This window comes from Lonsdalea britannica, assembly GCF_946477055.1.
In the GTDB taxonomy this organism is placed as follows: Bacteria; Pseudomonadota; Gammaproteobacteria; order Enterobacterales; family Enterobacteriaceae; genus Lonsdalea; species Lonsdalea britannica_A.
Window position 1 is genome coordinate 1 of the sequence record NZ_CAMKXG010000042.1, and the last position, 17,833, is coordinate 17,833.

15 protein-coding genes and 4 tRNA genes are annotated in these 17,833 nt (G+C 54.3%); 5 read left to right on the forward strand and 14 right to left on the reverse strand.

Annotated elements, in window-relative coordinates; all coding sequences use genetic code 11:
* Positions 1-105 precede the first annotated feature (105 nt).
* The 8 genes from Q7O77_RS04930 to nagB form a co-directional block, all read right to left on the reverse strand.
* A tRNA-Gln gene (locus Q7O77_RS04930) sits at positions 106-179 on the reverse strand.
* Between the two features lie 36 nt (positions 180-215).
* Positions 216-290, reverse strand: a tRNA-Gln gene (locus tag Q7O77_RS04935).
* 30 nt (positions 291-320) lie between these two features.
* Positions 321-405, reverse strand: a tRNA-Leu gene (locus Q7O77_RS04940).
* An 8-nt stretch (positions 406-413) separates the two neighbouring features.
* A tRNA-Met gene (locus tag Q7O77_RS04945) sits at positions 414-490 on the reverse strand.
* 223 nt (positions 491-713) lie between these two features.
* The gene (gene asnB, locus Q7O77_RS04950) at positions 714-2,375 is read right to left on the reverse strand and encodes an asparagine synthase B (RefSeq protein WP_304163921.1); all 1,662 of its coding nucleotides are present in this window, start codon (positions 2,373-2,375) and stop codon (positions 714-716) included.
* A gap of 307 nt (positions 2,376-2,682) precedes the next feature.
* Complete coding sequence (locus tag Q7O77_RS04955; protein ID WP_304163923.1) at positions 2,683-3,906, reverse strand: ROK family protein; 1,224 nt, start codon at positions 3,904-3,906, stop codon at positions 2,683-2,685.
* A 15-nt stretch (positions 3,907-3,921) separates the two neighbouring features.
* A complete protein-coding gene (gene nagA, locus Q7O77_RS04960) occupies positions 3,922-5,067 on the reverse strand; it encodes an N-acetylglucosamine-6-phosphate deacetylase (protein ID WP_304163925.1) in 1,146 nt (381 codons plus the stop codon).
* A 21-nt stretch (positions 5,068-5,088) separates the two neighbouring features.
* A complete protein-coding gene (gene nagB / locus Q7O77_RS04965; protein ID WP_304163927.1) occupies positions 5,089-5,889 on the reverse strand; it encodes a glucosamine-6-phosphate deaminase in 801 nt (266 codons plus the stop codon).
* Positions 5,890-6,193: 304 nt separating this feature from the next.
* Between nagB and nagE the strand changes: the two genes are divergently transcribed.
* Positions 6,194-7,669: an N-acetylglucosamine-specific PTS transporter subunit IIBC gene (gene nagE / locus Q7O77_RS04970; protein ID WP_304163929.1), complete on the forward strand. Its 1,476-nt coding sequence runs from the start codon at positions 6,194-6,196 to the stop codon at positions 7,667-7,669.
* A gap of 210 nt (positions 7,670-7,879) precedes the next feature.
* Positions 7,880-9,538 (forward strand): glutamine--tRNA ligase, encoded by a 1,659-nt coding sequence (gene glnS / locus Q7O77_RS04975; protein ID WP_304163931.1) that lies wholly within the window; start codon positions 7,880-7,882, stop codon positions 9,536-9,538.
* Between the two features lie 84 nt (positions 9,539-9,622).
* On the opposite strand, the gene fur is transcribed toward glnS, so the two are convergent.
* Together fur and fldA are read right to left on the reverse strand one after the other, a co-directional pair.
* The gene (gene fur / locus Q7O77_RS04980; protein ID WP_085652458.1) at positions 9,623-10,069 is read right to left on the reverse strand and encodes a ferric iron uptake transcriptional regulator; all 447 of its coding nucleotides are present in this window, start codon (positions 10,067-10,069) and stop codon (positions 9,623-9,625) included.
* A gap of 345 nt (positions 10,070-10,414) precedes the next feature.
* Positions 10,415-10,927 carry a flavodoxin FldA gene (gene fldA, locus Q7O77_RS04985; RefSeq protein WP_304163934.1) on the reverse strand — a complete coding sequence of 171 codons (513 nt, stop codon included), beginning with the start codon at positions 10,925-10,927 and terminating at the stop codon, positions 10,415-10,417.
* 388 nt (positions 10,928-11,315) lie between these two features.
* On the opposite strand from fldA, the gene Q7O77_RS04990 reads away from it, so the two are divergent.
* Positions 11,316-12,989: a methyl-accepting chemotaxis protein gene (locus Q7O77_RS04990; RefSeq protein WP_304163936.1), complete on the forward strand. Its 1,674-nt coding sequence runs from the start codon at positions 11,316-11,318 to the stop codon at positions 12,987-12,989.
* A 179-nt stretch (positions 12,990-13,168) separates the two neighbouring features.
* On the opposite strand, the gene ybfE is transcribed toward Q7O77_RS04990, so the two are convergent.
* Both ybfE and ybfF read right to left on the reverse strand, forming a co-directional pair.
* A complete protein-coding gene (gene ybfE / locus Q7O77_RS04995) occupies positions 13,169-13,450 on the reverse strand; it encodes a LexA regulated protein (protein ID WP_026738958.1) in 282 nt (93 codons plus the stop codon).
* Positions 13,451-13,630: 180 nt separating this feature from the next.
* Complete coding sequence (ybfF, locus tag Q7O77_RS05000) at positions 13,631-14,398, reverse strand: esterase (protein ID WP_304163938.1); 768 nt, start codon at positions 14,396-14,398, stop codon at positions 13,631-13,633.
* Between the two features lie 219 nt (positions 14,399-14,617).
* Here ybfF and seqA point away from each other — a divergent pair, with 219 nt between their 5' ends.
* Both seqA and pgm read left to right on the forward strand, forming a co-directional pair.
* Positions 14,618-15,154, forward strand: a complete 537-nt coding sequence (gene seqA, locus Q7O77_RS05005; protein ID WP_304163940.1) for a replication initiation negative regulator SeqA — start codon at positions 14,618-14,620, stop codon at positions 15,152-15,154.
* A gap of 24 nt (positions 15,155-15,178) precedes the next feature.
* Positions 15,179-16,822 (forward strand): phosphoglucomutase (alpha-D-glucose-1,6-bisphosphate-dependent), encoded by a 1,644-nt coding sequence (gene pgm, locus Q7O77_RS05010; protein ID WP_304163942.1) that lies wholly within the window; start codon positions 15,179-15,181, stop codon positions 16,820-16,822.
* Positions 16,823-17,083: 261 nt separating this feature from the next.
* Here pgm and Q7O77_RS05015 read toward each other — a convergent pair whose 3' ends face one another.
* Together Q7O77_RS05015 and Q7O77_RS05020 are read right to left on the reverse strand one after the other, a co-directional pair.
* Positions 17,084-17,512, reverse strand: a complete 429-nt coding sequence (locus tag Q7O77_RS05015; RefSeq protein ID WP_304163944.1) for an EamA family transporter — start codon at positions 17,510-17,512, stop codon at positions 17,084-17,086.
* A 77-nt stretch (positions 17,513-17,589) separates the two neighbouring features.
* Positions 17,590-17,833, reverse strand: a 244-nt coding sequence (locus tag Q7O77_RS05020; protein ID WP_304163945.1) for a winged helix-turn-helix domain-containing protein, incomplete at its 5' end; no start/stop codon positions are given.

Consider the following 17,833-nt stretch of genomic DNA (forward strand, 5'->3'; position numbering starts at 1 on the left):
TCGAACCTGTGACCCCAGCATTATGAGTGCTGTGCTCTAACCAGCTGAGCTACGTAGCCTTGGTACTGCTATTTGCCAGAAGAAAGTTTCTACGTGGCGAATGTTTGGCTGGGGTACCAGGATTCGAACCTGGGATGCCGGAATCAGAATCCGGTGCCTTACCGCTTGGCGATACCCCAACGGGTTGCACTTCTGACGAAGTGTCTCACTAAAATTGGCTGGGGTACCAGGATTCGAACCTGGGAATGCTGGGATCAAAACCCAGTGCCTTACCGCTTGGCGATACCCCAATAAAACTGTGCTTGGCCTTGAAGATTACATGGTGCGGGAGGCGAGACTTGAACTCGCACACCTTGCGGCGCCAGAACCTAAATCTGGTGCGTCTACCAATTTCGCCACTCCCGCAAAAAAGATGGTGGCTACGACGGGAATCGAACCTGTGACCCCAGCATTATGAGTGCTGTGCTCTAACCAGCTGAGCTACGTAGCCATCTTTTCCGCGTCACCTTCATCGGCGTTGCGGGGCGCATTATGCGTAGTTGACTTTGAACCGTCAACACATTTTTTCCCGAAAATGGCCTGTCGGCGGCCGTTTGTCTGGCTTATGAACAGTATGAACAGAAAAGCGTCAAAAGGCCGTTTTTTTTGCCATCATCGATAAGAAAAACGGGCCTCTGGAGGCCCGTTTAGGGTGAGAACCGTGAAACCGACGGTTAGTACGCTGACTGATGAACGCCTACGGCGCGACCAGACGGATCGTCCATTTTCTTAAAGGATTCGTCCCACTCAATCGCTTTGGCGGAAGAGCAGGCGACAGACGGACCGCCAGGAACACATTCTGCGGCGCTCGGAACCGGGAACAGCTCTTCAAAGATCTCGCGGTACAGATAGCCTTCTTTAGACGTCGGCGTGTTGTACGGGAAACGGAAGTGCGCGGTTTCCATCTGCTGGTCGGAAATTTGCTCCGCCGCGATCTCTTTCAAAGAATCAATCCAGCTGTAGCCGACCCCGTCGGAGAACTGCTCTTTCTGACGCCATGCCACGTCGTGCGGAAGGTAAGACTCGAAGCACTCACGCAAGATGTGTTTTTCCATTTTGCCGTTGCCGCACATCTTATCTTTCGGGTTAACGCGCATCGCCACGTCGAGGAACGCCTTATCCAGGAAAGGAACGCGAGCCTCAACGCCCCACGCAGACATTGCTTTGTTCGCGCGGGCGCAGTCGTATTGATGCAGCGCCAGCAGTTTACGCACGGTTTCTTCGTGGAACTCTTTAGCGTTCGGCGCTTTATGGAAGTAAAGGTAGCCGCCAAACACTTCGTCCGCGCCTTCGCCGGACAGCACCATTTTGATGCCCATGGCTTTGATTTTGCGAGACATCAGATACATCGGCGTGGAGGCACGGATCGTCGTGACGTCGTAGGTCTCGATGTGATAAATCACATCGCGGATAGCATCCAGACCTTCCTGCACCGTAAAGTTGATCTCGTGGTGCACGGTGCCCAGATGATCTGCAACCTGCTTAGCTGCTTTCAAATCAGGCGCGCCTTTCAGACCGACGGCGAAAGAGTGCAACTGCGGCCACCAGGCTTCGCTGCGTGCATCGTCTTCCACACGGCGAGCCGCATATTTTTTGGTGATGGCGGAGATGATAGAAGAATCCAGCCCGCCGGACAGCAGTACGCCGTAAGGCACGTCGGACATCAGATGGCTCTTGACGGACTCTTCCAGCGCGTCGCGCAGCTGCTCTTTATCCGTGGCGTTGTCTTTGACGCTTTCATAGTCAAACCAGTCGCGACGGTAGTATTCGCGAATTTCTCCATCCTGGCTCCACAGGTAGCTGCCCGCCGGGAATTCTTTAATCGTGCGGCATACCGGCACCAGCGATTTCATTTCGGACGCGACATAGAAGTTGCCGTGTTCGTCGTAACCCATATACAGCGGGATGATGCCCAGATGGTCGCGACCAATCAGGTAGGCGTCTTTTTCGCTGTCGTACAGGGCGAAGGCGAACATGCCGTACAGCTCATCAAGGAATTCCGGACCTTTTTCCTGATACAGGGCCAGAATGACTTCGCAGTCGGAACCCGTCTGGAATTCGTAACGGTCGGCGTACTTCTCACGCAGTTCCTGATGGTTGTAAATTTCTCCGTTGACGGCCAGGACGTGGGTGCGTGATTTGTTGTACAGCGGCTGAGCGCCGGTGTTGACGTCGACGATAGACAGACGCTCGTGAGCCAGAATCGCTTTATCGCTGGCATAGACGCCGGACCAATCCGGGCCGCGGTGGCGCATCAGGCGAGACAGCTCCAGCGCTTTTTTACGTAATTCAACCGGGTCGGTTTTCAGATCAAGCACACCAAAAATAGAACACATAAGATGAAGCTCCTTGATTCGCCGATCTCGCGAGTGTTCGCGAGTCAAATAAATGAGGTGTTGCCAGCAGTGGATGGAGCGATGTTGCTATGCCGAATGACCGCGCTGTGTGTACCGCTGCTGTTTCAGTAACGAAGATTTAGCATCAAAATGGCACTTGAGTTCAATAACCTTTAATGAAAAAAGCATTCTCGATGAGGAATGTTTAATATATCGCGCAATATAATAAATATTCCACAAAATGCCTTTGTGGGATGCGCCTTTTTTTGGTGATCCCATAATTTGGTCTTATGGCCCGAATGGGCCTTTACTCTTTTTCCAGCAATTGGATCAGCAATGTGCCATTGAGCATTGCCCGTTTGACCAGTGCGAAAGCGCCGATGGCGGACAGATGATGCAGCTCCGAAACCACGACAGGCAGATTGTTGCGAAAGTCCTTCAACACCTGCGCATTAATGCAGCGCTGGATGGCAGGCAGCAAGACTTTCGCCGCTTCGGTCACTTCTCCGGCGATCACCACCTGCTGCGGATTAAACAGGTTGACCGTCAGGGCAATAGCTCTGCCCAGATACAACCCCGCGTGTTCAATCACTTCATGCGCCAGCGCATCGCCGCGATTGGCGGCCTGACAGATGGGCGCTATCTGGCTGGTTTCCACCGTCAGTTTGCTGGGGTAACCCTGTTTTAACAGGTGGAGAACGCGCTGCTCAATGGCGGAATTGGATACCACGGTCTCCAGACAGCCGAAATTGCCGCAGTGACAGTGATCCCCCAGAGGATCGATCTGAATATGACCGATTTCGCCCACGTTGCCGTTGCTGCCGAGAAAAATGTGTCCATTGACGATAATTCCCGCGCCGGTGCCGCGATGAACCCGAATCAGAATCGAATCCTGACAATGGCGGCTGGCCCCGAAATAATGTTCGGCCAGCGCCAGACTGCGGATATCGTGGCCGATGAAGCAGTTGACTTCGAAGCGCTCTTGCAAATGTTGCACTAGCGGCCAGTTGTCGACGTTGATATGCGGCATGTAGCGGACCAGACCGGCGGTAGGGTCCACCAGCCCCGGCAAGACGACGGAAATAGCGATTAGCTCGCGAATGCGATTCTGATGTTGACTGATAAAGTGGTCTATCGCCTTGAAGAGCGCTGTCTCTACCGTCTCCTGCGTTTTCTCCGGCAGCGTATAGTGCGTTTCCGCCAGCTGTCGTCCTTCCAGATTATAGAGCGCGATGGTGGCGTCGTAGCGTCCCAGACGAACGGCGATGGTATGGAAAGGACGGCTTTCCGACACAATTGAGATGGCCCGGCGGCCGCCGGTGGAGGCTTGCTGATCGACTTCTTTGATCAGCCCGCGCTCCAGCAGTTGGCGAGTGATTTTCGTGACGCTGGCGGGCGCAAGCTGGCTTTGTTCGGCGATTTGTATGCGGGAGATCGGACCGTGCTGGTCGATAAGCCGGTATACCACCGCGCTGTTTAACTGCTTTACCAGATCGATATTGCCTATCTTCGCCTGCTCGCCTGTGGTCATGAAAAGTTGCTCGACTTAGTTCAATACTTCCTCGCCGTTGACAAAAGTATTGATGACATGGAAATCGCGGGTGAATGCCGTCAGATTCGCGACTTTACCGCACTCGATACTGCCCAGCTGGTGGTCGATGCCAATGGCGCGGGCAGGGTAGAGCGTGGCCATTCGGAGCGCTTCATCCAGGGCGATCCCCGCCTGTTCTACGCAATTGCGTACCGCATCGATCATGGTAAGCGCCGACCCGCTGAGGGTGCCGTTCTCATCCACGCAGATGCCGTCGCGGTAGTATATGGGTTTGCCGGCAAAAATGAACTGGTCAATTTCGGCTCCGGCAGGCGCTGTGGCGTCGGTAACCAATACCAGTCGGTCGCCCTTGATGCGTTTACTGTTGCGGATGTTGGCCCAGCTAACATGATGGCCGTCGGCGATGATGCCGCTGTAGATTTCGGGCGCGTCGTAAATCGCCCCGACCAGCCCCGGCTCGCGTCCGGCAACGACCGGCATGGCGTTGAAAAGGTGCGTCGCGCAGCGGATACCGGCGGCGAAGCCGCGTTTGGCCTCTTCCCAGGTCGCATTGGAGTGGCCGGCGGAAACGATGATACCGGCGCGGGTCAATCGCTGGATGACATCGGCGGAAACCCGTTCGGGCGCCAGCGTGATTTGGGTGATCACATCTGCGTTGTTGCACAGAAATTCGACCAGTGCCTCGTCCGGCTGGCGGATCAATGTGATGTCGTGCGTGCCTTTCTTGACGGGATTCAGCCACGGGCCTTCTATATGCAGCCCCAGCGCCTGATGGTTGTTCTGCGCCAGATAGGCGCGCATGACTTCCACGCCACGCCGGATGAAGTCGTCCGAGGCGGTAATCAGCGTCGGCAGGAAACTGGTGCAGCCGGATTTCTCATTGGCCTGCTGCATGATTTCCAGCGTCTTGACCGAGATATTGTCCAGCGTGTCGTTAAACTGCACGCCGCCGCAGCCGTTTAGCTGAAGGTCGATAAAACCTGGTGCGAGCAGGGCGCCATTGAGGTCGCGCGTGTCGATATCGGTTGGTAGTTCGTTTAGCGGACACACCCGGTCAATCAGCCCATCGGCGATGACAACGGCGTGGTCGTCAAGAATTTGATGACCGGTAAAAATGCGGCCATGAGTTAAAGCGTACATCGAGAGCTCCCGGCTAACCGATTAAAATTGAGTAAGATTCTCAGCTTCCAGTTCGCGAAAATACTTAACGGTTTTCACCTTCAGTTCCATCGTCGAGGGTTCGTCGCAGACCATCATGGATTTAGCATGCAGCTGCAAACAGCTGATGGTCCATAGATGGTTGACGTTGCCTTCAACCGCGGCCTGCAGCGCCTGCGCCTTATTGCGCCCGGTAACCAGTATCATGATTTCTTCCGCATCCAGCAGCGTGCCGACGCCCACGGTCAGGGCATATTTGGGCACGAGGCTGACATCACCGCCGAAAAAGCGTGAGTTGGCGATGCGGGTTTCTTCGGTCAGGGTTTTAATGCGCGTGCGCGACACCAGTGATGACGCCGGTTCGTTGAATGCGATGTGACCATCGCTGCCTACGCCGCCCATAAACAGGTAAATTTTGCCGTAAGCGCGGATTTTGTCCTCGTAGCGCTGGCACTCCGCGGTAATATCCTTCGCGTTTCCGTTCAACAGGTTAATGTTTTCACGTGGGATATCAATGTGATTAAAGAAATTCTGGAACATGAACGTCCGATAGCTCTCCGGATGATCCGGCGGAAGGCCCACGTATTCGTCCATGTTAAAGGTGACGACGTGTCGAAAGCTGACTTCTCCCGCCTGATGGAGCGCAATCAGCGCCTTGTAGGCTTCCAACGGCGTGCTGCCGGTGGGAAGTCCCAGCACGAAAGGGCGTTCTTGCGTAGGATTAAAGTCGTTGATGCGCTGGGCGATATAACGTGCGGCCCATTTGCCGACTTCCTCGGCGGTGTTGAGCGGGATCAGTCTCATTGGCGTTCTCCTGAAGCGTCAGCAATCGCTTGAAAATTAGGTCTATAGTCGAATAACACGGCGCTATTCCACTATCGTGCTATGAAATCTAGTCTAGCGCGTTTTTTTTTATCTTGAAATAAGTGCTGTGTATGAACAGCCATAAACTTTTTATATGTGATGTTTAGGTGAGGTTTATCACATAATCAATGATGTTATTTCGCAATAAAAATTATTTTTCTTACACTCAAAACCTACCCGCAGGGTGGGGCTAAAACGATTAAATCGACTGGCTGTTTCATTGTTCGCAAGGGGAGAGAGGAAAGTGAGTATACTCGGTTATTTACAGAATATAGGCCGGGCGCTGATGGTGCCTGTCGCCACACTGCCTGCCGCCGCCATTTTGATGGGGGTAGGATACTGGATCGACCCGACGGGAAGGGGCAGTCAGAACGCGCTGGCCGCACTGTTGCTGAAATCTGGCGCGGCTATCATTGAACACATGGCGGTGCTGTTCGCCATCGGTGTGGCGTACGGCATGTCCAAGGACAAAGATGGCTCCGCTGCGTTAAACGGATTCGTAGGCTATCTCGTTCTGACCTCGCTGTGTTCGCCGGCGGCGGTCGCCATGATCCAGCAAATTCCGCTGGATCAGGTACCGGCAGCCTTCGGTAAAATTGAAAATCAGTTCGTCGGTATCCTGGTCGGAGTCATTTCGGCCGAACTTTATAACCGTTTCAGCGGCGTTGAACTGCCGCGAGCCCTCTCTTTCTTCAGCGGCCGCCGTCTGGTGCCGATCCTGACCTCCATGCTGATGATCGTCGTTGCCGCTATCCTGATGTACGTTTGGCCGGTGATTTACGGTGGTTTGGTCTCTTTCGGTGAACACATCCAGCGGATGGGATCCGTCGGCGCGGGGATTTACGCCTTCTTTAACCGTATGCTGATCCCGGTCGGGTTGCATCATGCCTTGAACTCCGTCTTTTGGTTCGATGTGGCGGGGATCAACGATATCCCTAACTTCCTGAGCGGACAGCAGGCGATTGACGCGGGTAAAGCAATTCCAGGTATCACCGGGCGTTATCAGGCTGGCTTCTTCCCTATCATGATGTTTGGCGTGCCGGGGGCGGCGTTGGCGATTTATCACTGTGCCCGCCCTGAGAATCGCAGCTGGGTGGCCGGGATTATGATAGCCGGTGCCTTCGCCGCTTTCTTTACTGGTATCACAGAGCCGCTGGAGTTTTCCTTTATGTTCGTGGCGCCAGTGCTGTATTTTCTCCATGCGCTGCTGACCGGGCTGTCGGTCTATATCGCCGCCAGCATGCATTGGATTGCCGGTTTTGGTTTCAGCGCGGGTCTGGTGGACATGGTGCTCTCATCCCGCAATCCGCTGGCGACGCAGTGGTACATGTTGATTCCGCAGGGGCTGGTCTTCTTCGTGATCTACTACGTCGTATTCCGTTTCACTATCCAGCGCTTTAATCTCCTGACGCCGGGCCGCGAATCCATTGCAACGCCAATGGCGACTGCATCCTCGCCGACGTCATCTTCGAGCTCGGGGGAAACCGTCGCTGAGGGGTATTTGCGCGCCGTCGGCGGGAAAGAAAACCTGACCGGGATTGACGCTTGCATCACGCGTCTGCGTTTAAACGTGAAAGACTCGGCGCTGGTGGATGAAGCGTTAGCCAAACAGCTGGGGGCTTCCGGCGTGATTCGTCTGAATGCGCAAAGTGTGCAGATTGTCGTGGGGACGCAGGCTGAAGCTATCGCGTCCGCTTTGCGGCAGGTATCAAAAAATTAGGACTACACTTTAGTGGTCTGGTAATGACGGATGACCCCACCGGGCGATTCCGTCATTGGAATATTCATAACGGGGTGAAGATAAAACTTCACCCCGTTTTTTATGCTGCCCACTTCCATGCAATTTAGGTGAAACAAACGGTTGTTTCCCGGCGTGGCTTGTTGGATCATTAGCGGTTATGTGTTGTTTTTCGTTTTTAAGGAATCAAGCATGAGTGAGGCAGAAGCCCGCCCAACGAATTTTATTCGCCAGATCATCGACGAAGATCTGTCATCTGGTAAGCATGATCATATTCAGACGCGTTTCCCGCCCGAGCCCAACGGCTATCTGCATATTGGTCATGCCAAATCGATTTGCCTGAATTTCGGTATTGCCGAAGATTATCAGGGTCAGTGCAATCTGCGCTTTGACGATACCAATCCGGTAAAAGAAGACATTGAATTTGTCGACTCGATCAAACACGACGTTCAATGGCTGGGCTTCTCCTGGAGCGGCGAGGTGCGTTATTCGTCCAACTATTTCGACCAGCTGCATCAGTACGCGATTGAGTTGATCAATAAAGGACTGGCGTATGTCGATGAGCTGACGCCGGAGCAGATCCGTGAGTATCGCGGTACGCTGACTTCCCCGGGTAAAAACAGCCCTTATCGCGATCGTGACGTTCAGGAAAACCTGGCGCTGTTTGAAAAAATGCGTAGCGGCGGTTTTGCCGAAGGCACGGCGTGCCTGCGCGCCAAAATAGATATGGCGTCGCCTTTCATGGTGATGCGCGATCCGGTGCTGTACCGCATCAAATTCGCCGACCACCATCAGACCGGCAACAAGTGGTGCATCTACCCGATGTATGACTTTACCCACTGCATTTCCGATGCGCTGGAAGGGGTGACTCATTCCCTGTGTACGCTGGAGTTCCAGGACAACCGCCGCCTGTACGACTGGGTGCTGGACAATATCTCCATCCCCGCGCATCCACATCAGTATGAGTTTTCTCGTCTGAATCTGGAATATGCGGTGATGTCCAAGCGCAAGCTGAATCAGCTGGTGACGGAAAACGTGGTGGAAGGTTGGGACGATCCGCGTATGCCGACAATTTCCGGTCTGCGCCGTCGTGGTTATACCGCCGCCTCTATTCGCGAGTTCTGCCGCCGTATCGGCGTGACCAAGCAGGACAACACGGTGGAAATGGCCTCATTGGAATCCTGCATTCGCGATGATTTGAACGAGAATGCGCCGCGCGCGATGGCCGTACTGGATCCGGTGAAAGTGGTGATCGATAACCTGCCGGAAGGCCACGAAGAGTGGGTGACGATGCCGAACCATCCCAACAAGCCGGAGATGGGAACGCGTCAGGTTGGTTTCAGCCGCGAACTGTACATTGACCGCGCTGACTTCCGTGAAGCCGCCAACAAGCAGTACAAACGTCTGGTGCTGGGAAAGGAAGTCCGCCTTCGCAACGCCTATGTGATCAAAGCTGACCGCGTTGAGAAAGACGAGCAGGGCGAGATCGCAACGATTTACTGCAGCTACGATCCGGATACGTTAAGCAAAGATCCGGCTGATGGCCGCAAGGTAAAAGGCGTTATCCACTGGGTTTCCGTTGCGCACGGTATCCCGGCTGAATTCCGCCTGTATGACCGTCTGTTCAGCGTAGCTAATCCGGGGGCAGCGGAAGACTTCCTGTCGACCATCAACCCTGAATCACTGCAGATTGCTAACGGATTCGTTGAAGCCAGCATGGCGGATGCGTTGGTGGAGAAAGCGTACCAGTTCGAACGTGAAGGCTACTTCTGTGCGGACCGCGTTTACTCCAGCGCCGATCATCTGGTCTTTAACCGGACCACGGGTTTGCGAGACACCTGGGTCGGTTAATTTTACCGGGCCATATAAAGAAAAAAGAAAACCGCCGCGGCGGTTTTCTTTTTTCTGAATCATTTTTTCTGATTAGAAGGGGAATTAATTCCCTTCGTGAATTTTTTCATCTTCACGGCAGTTACCGGAGCTGCAGTGGCCGTACAGGTACAGACTATGGTTGGTCAGTTTGATACCGTGGCGCTCTGAGATCTCACGCTGGCGAGCTTCAATGGATTCATCGCTGAATTCAATGACGCGGCCGCAGTCCAGGCAAATCAGATGATCGTGGTGCTGCTGCTGTGTCAGTTCGAAAACTGATTTTCCGCCTTCAAAGTTGTGGCGGGTCACGATACCGGCATCATCAAACTGGTTCAGCACGCGATAAACGGTGGCCAGACCAATCTCTTCTCCCATATCAATCAGCTTTTTATACAAATCTTCCGCACTGACGTGATGGCAAGTTGGGTCCTGCAGTACTTCCAAGATTTTAAGACGAGGAAGGGTTACTTTCAGGCCGGCCTTCTTTAATGCGGTGTTGTTGTCAGTCATGCGGATTTAGTCCTGTTACTCTACTTTCATCAAGGGAGGCTAACTAGCCTAATATCATCGGTCGGCTCAAACACGTTTATTCGTCTCAATTATAGAACTGCACAGGCGAAATGAAAACCGCAGAACCGTAACCATATCAGGCTTACCCATCGGTAAGGGGGACGGCGCAACGCCGTTTTAAAAGCGAAAAATGGTGAGAAACCAGCTAACCGAAGGGGGTATTGTACCGCGCAATGCGGAAAAGTTAAAAAAATGTATCTATCTTTACGACAGATTTTACCTATTGATACGGCCCCGACACAAACCAATGCCGGAACCGTAATGAAGAGAACTGATTCAAAAAGATTACAAATCCAGCTCAGCGCTGATTTGTTTAACCCATGCGCTCACACGCTCGTTAGTCAGTTCAGGCTGACGGTCTTCGTCAATCGCCAGGCCAATGAAGTGCTTGTCGTCAGCCAGACCTTTAGAGGCTTCGAAGTAGTAGCCTTCGGTTGACCAGTTACCGACGATGGTCGCGCCGCGCGGTTCGATAAGGTCACGCAAGGTGCCCATGGCATCACAGAAATACTCGGCATAGTCTTCCTGATCGCCGCAGCCAAAGAGCGCTACGCGCTTGCCGGTGAAATCGATGTCTTCCAGCGTCGGGAAGAAGTCGTCCCAGTCACACTGCGCTTCCCCGTAATACCAGGTTGGAATGCCCAGCAGCAGAATGTCGAAACGCTCAAGATCTTCTTTGCTGCTTTTGGCGATGTCATGAACCTCTGCAACATCGGAGCCCAGCTGCTGTTGGATTGCCTTGGCAATGTTTTCGGTATTGCCAGTATCGCTGCCGAAGAAAATACCTATAAGTGCCATGGATAATATAACCTCTTGATTCCTATTGAAATGGTGCCTGAGCTACCACAGATCGGATAATGATAGCAGACCCTATCTGAGGGAGAAACTTGTATCTGCCGCAGCCTCGGCTCGCTTCGCTGTTGCGATGATTTTTCATGTCTTAAATATTTTTATAATTTTTTTAATCTACTATCTTATTGAAAGCTTTTAACTAAATATTATTTCAGGTTTTTTTCTTATTTTTGCGAGGTCAGCCCTCTAAATTTTTGGCCGATATTGACGATGGTGAACACTGAGCGCTTTGTCAGTGACGCCCAATTAGCACCGTGCTTTCCTTTAACAAAGGCGCTTCAGCCAGTCTTAGTTACACCAAACTTAATCTTTTGCTTCGGCGGGGAGTTTTGATATGCAATTGCTGAGAAATATAGCGATCCGTACGGCATTACTATGGGTGTTGGGCACTTTCTGCGTGTTGTGGGGCGCTGTTTCGGCTTACACCTTCTATTCATTCCATGCGATGACCCAAACATCACACACCAGCACATTGCTGGTTAAAAATATGAACCTGGTCAATATGGGGAACGATCAGTACTTTCGTATGGTGACTCGACTGGCCAGATCGGTGGACTACCGTCGGTTGGGCGATACCGCCAATGCGGATAAAGAGCAGCAGTCTGCCGCGGAAGCACTCAATAATATGAAAGATAATTTGGTGGCTTTTAAACAGATCGACCACGGCGGTATGGATGGCGCTCTGGCCGATGCGGTGGCGAACGATTGGGGGAATCTTATCCAAAACGGCGTAGAGCCGATGTTCCAACGCGCGTCTGCCTCCGCGCTGGACGAATATCAGAGCTATGCCAAAACAACGGTCCCTGCTCTGAGCCGCCAGTTCGGTATTTCAGTGACGGCCTTCAACAAAGCGGGAGCGGAGAAGTTTAGCGCGGCGGGTGAACGTTTCAACCGCCTGACCTTCATCGGCCAGACTATTCTGGTGGCGGGGTTGATCGCGGGTATATTGATGCTGCTGTTCACCGATCGCTATCTGGTCAAATATCTGATGCGTCCGCTTAACGAACTCCGTGACTACTTCCAGATCATTGCGGCGGGGCGGTTGGGAAAACCGATCGTGGACTTTGGCAACAACTGCGTCGGCAAATTGTTCCCTCTGCTGCGCGATATGCAGAGCAGCCTGGCGAATACGGTGAGCACCATTCGCAGCAGCGCCGAATCAATTTATCAGGGCGTGGCGGAAATCGCCGCGGGTAACAACGACCTTTCAGCGCGTACGGAGTCTCAGGCCTCCGCGCTTGAAGAGAGCGCGGCCAGTATGGAACAGCTGACATCGACGGTGAAACAGAACGCCGAGAACGCCGGACATGCACGTCAGCTGGCGCAGCAGGCTTCGGTCACCGCGCACAAGGGCGGTGAACTGGTCGATAACGTGGTGAAAACCATGTCTGAAATTGCCAACAGCTCCAAGAAAATCGCTGAAATCACCACGGTTATCAACGGGATCGCGTTCCAGACCAACATTCTGGCGCTGAACGCCGCCGTGGAAGCGGCGCGAGCAGGCGAGCAGGGACGTGGCTTCGCTGTCGTCGCGGGAGAAGTGCGTAATCTGGCTCAGCGAAGCGCGCAGGCGGCCAAAGAGATCGAACATCTGATTTCTGATTCGGTGCGCAGCGTCGATTCGGGATCGTCGCAGGTCGCGGATGCCGGGACGACCATGAGTGAAATCGTCCGTTCCGTCTCGAACGTTACCGATATCATGGCGGAAATCGCCACCGCCTCCGAAGAGCAAAGTAAAGGAATTGCTCAGGCAGGACAGGCGATTGCGGAAATGGATGGCGTTACACAGCAGAACGCCGCGTTGGTTGAAGAAGCTTCCGCTGCGGCGCGCTCGTTGGAAGAGCAGGCAGCTCTGCTGACGCAGGCGGTGTCGGTCTTCCGCCTGACGGAAACGTCGGCCAAAGACGCCCCCGCAGTCCGCAGCCGCGAGGTCAAACCAGCCGCTTCCGCGCCTGCGTTAAAAGCGCTCCCTTCGGGAAAATCGACGGATAACTGGGAAAAATTCTAACGAAGCTACGCGATGTCCCGCGTTATCTGATATGCCGGTCCCCCTTATCGTCGTCGCGCAGCGCGTGATGATAAGGGCGGTTCAGGATGAGGATGGAAAGGGATACTGAGCGTGGGTGGGCAGTGACCGTCGTAATGAAAGAATAACTTAGGGCGTCTTTAACGACGCCCTAAGAGAGATCAACGTTTGGCACCTGCCAGCTGAGATAATAAAATTTGCTCGATGAGCTCACTTCGGCTGATATTTTTCTCTTCCGCCAACGCGTTAAGAATATCGACCGCTTCCGCGTTAATTTTCAGCTCAACCCGCCGTAGCCCACGATTTTTGTCTCGTCGCAGCTGATTGCGCTTATTGATTCTCAGCTGTTCATCGCGTGAAAGCGGATTGGTTTTCGGACGGCCCGGACGACGCTCATCAGCGAACAGATCCGGTGTGGTGCGATCCGTTTGTTCTTTTGCCATAGGTAGTGGTACTGCAAAGATTCGGACCAAAAGGCGCATTCTATCTGCGACATTTTGATGATGTGGTTAACAATGCCAGTGGCTAGACAGCCGACCCTTAAGTGCGTAAAGCGGGCGACATGATACCCTAGCGGAACCAGCCGCGACAATGGTTTACTGGCGTCGCGGCGAACGGTTAGGTTAACTCTGCGCCATAAAACGGTGTATCGCCCGCAGCACGGCCTCGGGTTTTTCCGCATGTACCCAATGTCCCGCGCCCGCAATGGCGTAAGCCGTCGCGCCAGGGAACTGGCTCAACAGCGCATCGCGATAACGGCGATCCAGATAAGACGAATTTTCTCCGCGAATGAACAGAATGGGATGCGCCCAGACGGGCACGTCCTGCCAGCCTGAAATGACCTCATATTGATCCCACAAAACCGGCACGTTGAATCGCCACTCTCCCTGAGCAAATGATTTCAGCAGAAACTGAATCACGCCTTCGTCGGCGATACTGTTGCGCATCAGTTCCGCCGCAGCGCTGCGTTGCGTGATCCCGGCGGCGCTGACGGCTCTGAGGGCGGCGAAGATGTCATCGTGTCGGCGGCTGTGATAATGCACCGGCGCGATATCGATAGCGACGATGCGCTCAATGCGATCCGGGATCAGCGCGCTCAGCGCCATGGCGACTTTACCGCCCATGGAGTGGCCGATCACAATGACACGATCCAGCGCCAGTTCGTCCATCAGATCCACGACATCCTGCGCCATATCCTGATATTGCATGGAGGGATCGCGCGGCGACAGCCCGTGGTTGCGCAGATCGATCTGTAAAATATCGTGTTGATTTTGCAGATCGCGGGCCAATACGCCAAGATTATCAAGGTTACCGAACAGGCCGTGAATGAGAATAACCGGAAGCTGCTGCTGAGGCAGTTGCGCGTTTTGCCAGCGATAATTCAATTTCATAGTGAAGTTCATTCAGGGAGACGTTTGCTTAGGGTATCATGAGTTTATCCTGCGATCTCGCGGCGCCATGATCGATCGCCTCTGGCGACCCTCCATGCGCAAAGGCATCACTCAGCCTAATCTGACTTTATGCGGATACCCGTGTTTGCTGCTGTTCGCGGGAGAAAGGTAACTTTATACTCCCTGATGATTGAAGAAATAAAACCGTACTGGATAAAGATGAAAACTATTGAGGTCGACGAAGAGCTTTATCGTTATATCGCCAGCCATACCCAGCATATTGGCGAAAGCGCATCCGACATTTTACGGCGCATGTTGAAATTCAGCGCCGGACAGGTTGTACAGACAACGCCATCCAAGACGGCCGTGGCGGAACAGCCGGTGGCAGTCACTCAACACAGTCCGCGCGACCGGGTGAGAGCCCTGCGCGAGCTGCTGCTGTCAGACGAATACGCTGAAAAGAATAAAGCGATTAACCGCTTCATGTTGATTTTGTCCGCGTTATACGACCTGTCACCCGCGGAATTCGGCGCGGCGACCGAGTCGCTGCACGGCCGAACTCGCGTCTACTTTGCCGGAGATGAGCATACTCTGCTGCAAAATGGCACGCACACCAAACCCAAACATATCCAGGGCACGCCATACTGGGTTATCACTAATACCAATACGGGTCGTAAACGGAGCATGGTCGAACACATCATGCAATCGATGCAGTTCCCGCCGGAGCTGATCGAAAAAGTCTGCGGCACCATCTAAATCACGCGTCAGGAAAACAAGGCAATGGCTAATCACCCGAGAGCTGGACAACCTACCCGGCAGAGCGACTTGATTAACGTCGCGCAGTTGACGTCACAGTATTACGTGTTGCAACCGGACCCCACTAACCCGGCCCACGCCGTGAAATTCGGCACCTCCGGCCACCGCGGCAGCGCGGCGCGCAACAGTTTTAATGAAGCGCACATTCTGGCTATTGCTCAGGCGATCGCCGAAGAGCGCAGTCGCCAGGGGATTAGCGGTCCTTGTTACGTGGGGAAAGACACGCATGCGCTGTCTGAACCCGCGTTTATTTCCGTTCTGGAAGTGCTGACGGCGAATGGTGTGGATGTCATTATCCAGCAGGATAACGGCTTCACTCCGACCCCGGCCGTCTCCAACGCAATCCTGACGCATAACCGTAACGGCGGCGCGTTGGCGGATGGCATCGTCATTACGCCGTCGCATAACCCGCCGGAAGACGGCGGCATCAAATACAATCCCCCCAATGGCGGACCGGCAGACACCAATCTGACCAGCGTCATCGAAAAGCGTGCCAACGCGCTGCTGGCAGAAGCATTGTGCGGTGTTAAGCGTCAGACCATGGACGAAGCCAAACGCGGCGGTCATCTTCACGAACAGGATCTGGTGCAGGCCTACGTGGAAGGGCTGGGTGAGGTCGTCGATATGGCGGCCATTCAGCGCGCCGGGTTGAAACTGGGCGTCGATCCTCTGGGCGGTTCTGGTATCGCCTACTGGCAGCGGATCGCCGAGCACTACAAGCTGGATCTGACCATGGTTAACGACGAAGTTGACCAGACGTTCCGCTTTATGACGCTGGACCACGATGGCGTCATTCGTATGGACTGCTCATCGGAGTTCGCCATGGCCGGACTGCTGGCGCTGCGCGACAAGTTCGATCTGGCCTTCGCCAACGATCCGGACTACGACCGCCACGGCATTGTGACTCCTGCCGGGCTGATGAATCCGAATCATTACCTCGCCGTCGCTATCAATTACCTGTTCCAACATCGTCCGCAGTGGAGCGACAGCGTCGCCGTCGGTAAAACGCTGGTGTCCAGCGCGATGATCGACCGGGTGGTCAACGATTTGGGCCGCAAGCTGGTGGAAGTGCCGGTCGGCTTCAAATGGTTTGTCGATGGACTGTTCGACGGCAGTCTGGGCTTCGGCGGTGAAGAAAGCGCTGGCGCTTCCTTCCTGCGTTTCGACACCCAGCCGTGGTCAACCGACAAAGATGGCATCATCATGTGCCTGCTGGCGGCGGAAATCACAGCCGTGACCGGTAAGAACCCGCAGCAACACTATGATGAATTGGCGAAACGCTTCGGCGCGCCTAGCTATAACCGGATTCAGGCTCCGGCCACGCACGCGCAAAAAGCCGCGTTGTCCAAGCTGTCGCCGGAACAGGTTTCCGCGAGTACGCTGGCGGGCGACCCGATTACCGCGCGTCTGACTACCGCGCCGGGCAATGGCGCGTCCATCGGTGGGCTGAAGGTGATTACGGACAACGGCTGGTTTGCCGCGCGTCCTTCCGGCACGGAAGAAGCCTACAAAATCTATTGCGAAAGTTTCCTCGGCGATGAACATCTGCGGAAAATTGAAAAAGAAGCGGTAGAGATTGTCAGCGAAGTGCTGAACAACGCGAAGTAACGTTCGCTACCTCGCGAAACCTAAAAGGCACCGATGACGGTGCCTTTTTGTTATCAGCCGGAACGTCAGCGATGAAGAGGGATGACCGCCGCTTCAGCCTCCTGTGGCTTCAAAGCTCTGCGAATATTTTATCTGACGGAACCCGTTTCTTTACCCCAGATTGGTCGCAGGGGAGACGCAGCGCCGCGGTTTCTCATGCAGGGGATATTCCGCTGTCCCTAACGGGGGGGATATGTCATCAAAAATTTGGTTTGACCGCCGTTATCCGAGTGCGACCAGCAGCGCCCCTGCTGAGATCAGCGCGACGCCCACGCCCGCCAGCAGAGAGATTTTTTCACCCAGCAAGATCACCGCTAAAATGATGGCGAAGACGACGCTCAGCTTGTCTATCGGGGCGACCTGCGCCACCGAGCCGTTTTTGAGCGCCATAAAATAAAACAGCCACGACATGGCCCCGGCGACGCCGCTCAGGACGATGAACAGCATGGCTTTATGCTGCGTCAGAATCGCACCGACCAGACCCAGCTTGCCCTGCGCGACGACAACGCCGACCAGAAACAGGGCCATGATGACGGCGCGCACGGCGGTCGCCGTATTGGCGTCCAGCTGCTGTAGGCCCACCTTTCCGAATACCGCTACCAGTGCGGCGCACAGCGCGGATAACAGCGCATAAATCAACCAACTGCTCATCACTTTTGTCCCCTGTAAAAATAAGCGGAAATGCTACTCCAGCCTCATGCGAAAGGCTATCTTCAGGGGATGAAACGTCAGGGGATGAAACGATAGCCGACGGCGGTCTCCGTAACCAGGTGCCGCGGGCGGGCGGGGTCCTGCTCCAGTTTTTGGCGCAGATGTCCCATATAGATGCGCAGGTAATGACTGTTCTCCACCGCGTTGGGGCCCCAGACATCGTTTAGCAACTGGCGCTGCGTGAGGACTTTGCCGGGATTGGCGACTAGCAGGGACAGCAGACGGAACTCCGTGGGCGTGAGATGCAGCGTTTCGCCATGA

What these genes read in the sequence shown, in the direction of transcription:
- ybfF (WP_304163938.1), bottom strand. Translation starts at nt 14,398, where the DNA reads ATGAAATTGAATTATCGCTGGCAAAACGCGCAACTGCCTCAGCAGCAG.
- Q7O77_RS04955 (WP_304163923.1), bottom strand. Translation starts at nt 3,906, where the DNA reads ATGACCACAGGCGAGCAGGCGAAGATAGGCAATATCGATCTGGTAAAG.
- Q7O77_RS04990 (WP_304163936.1), top strand. Translation starts at nt 11,316, where the DNA reads ATGCAATTGCTGAGAAATATAGCGATCCGTACGGCATTACTATGGGTG.
- seqA (WP_304163940.1), top strand. Translation starts at nt 14,618, where the DNA reads ATGAAAACTATTGAGGTCGACGAAGAGCTTTATCGTTATATCGCCAGC.
- fldA (WP_304163934.1), bottom strand. Translation starts at nt 10,927, where the DNA reads ATGGCACTTATAGGTATTTTCTTCGGCAGCGATACTGGCAATACCGAA.
- nagA (WP_304163925.1), bottom strand. Translation starts at nt 5,067, where the DNA reads ATGTACGCTTTAACTCATGGCCGCATTTTTACCGGTCATCAAATTCTT.
- nagB (WP_304163927.1), bottom strand. Translation starts at nt 5,889, where the DNA reads ATGAGACTGATCCCGCTCAACACCGCCGAGGAAGTCGGCAAATGGGCC.
- Q7O77_RS05015 (WP_304163944.1), bottom strand. Translation starts at nt 17,512, where the DNA reads ATGAGCAGTTGGTTGATTTATGCGCTGTTATCCGCGCTGTGCGCCGCA.
- glnS (WP_304163931.1), top strand. Translation starts at nt 7,880, where the DNA reads ATGAGTGAGGCAGAAGCCCGCCCAACGAATTTTATTCGCCAGATCATC.
- pgm (WP_304163942.1), top strand. Translation starts at nt 15,179, where the DNA reads ATGGCTAATCACCCGAGAGCTGGACAACCTACCCGGCAGAGCGACTTG.
- fur (WP_085652458.1), bottom strand. Translation starts at nt 10,069, where the DNA reads ATGACTGACAACAACACCGCATTAAAGAAGGCCGGCCTGAAAGTAACC.
- asnB (WP_304163921.1), bottom strand. Translation starts at nt 2,375, where the DNA reads ATGTGTTCTATTTTTGGTGTGCTTGATCTGAAAACCGACCCGGTTGAA.
- ybfE (WP_026738958.1), bottom strand. Translation starts at nt 13,450, where the DNA reads ATGGCAAAAGAACAAACGGATCGCACCACACCGGATCTGTTCGCTGAT.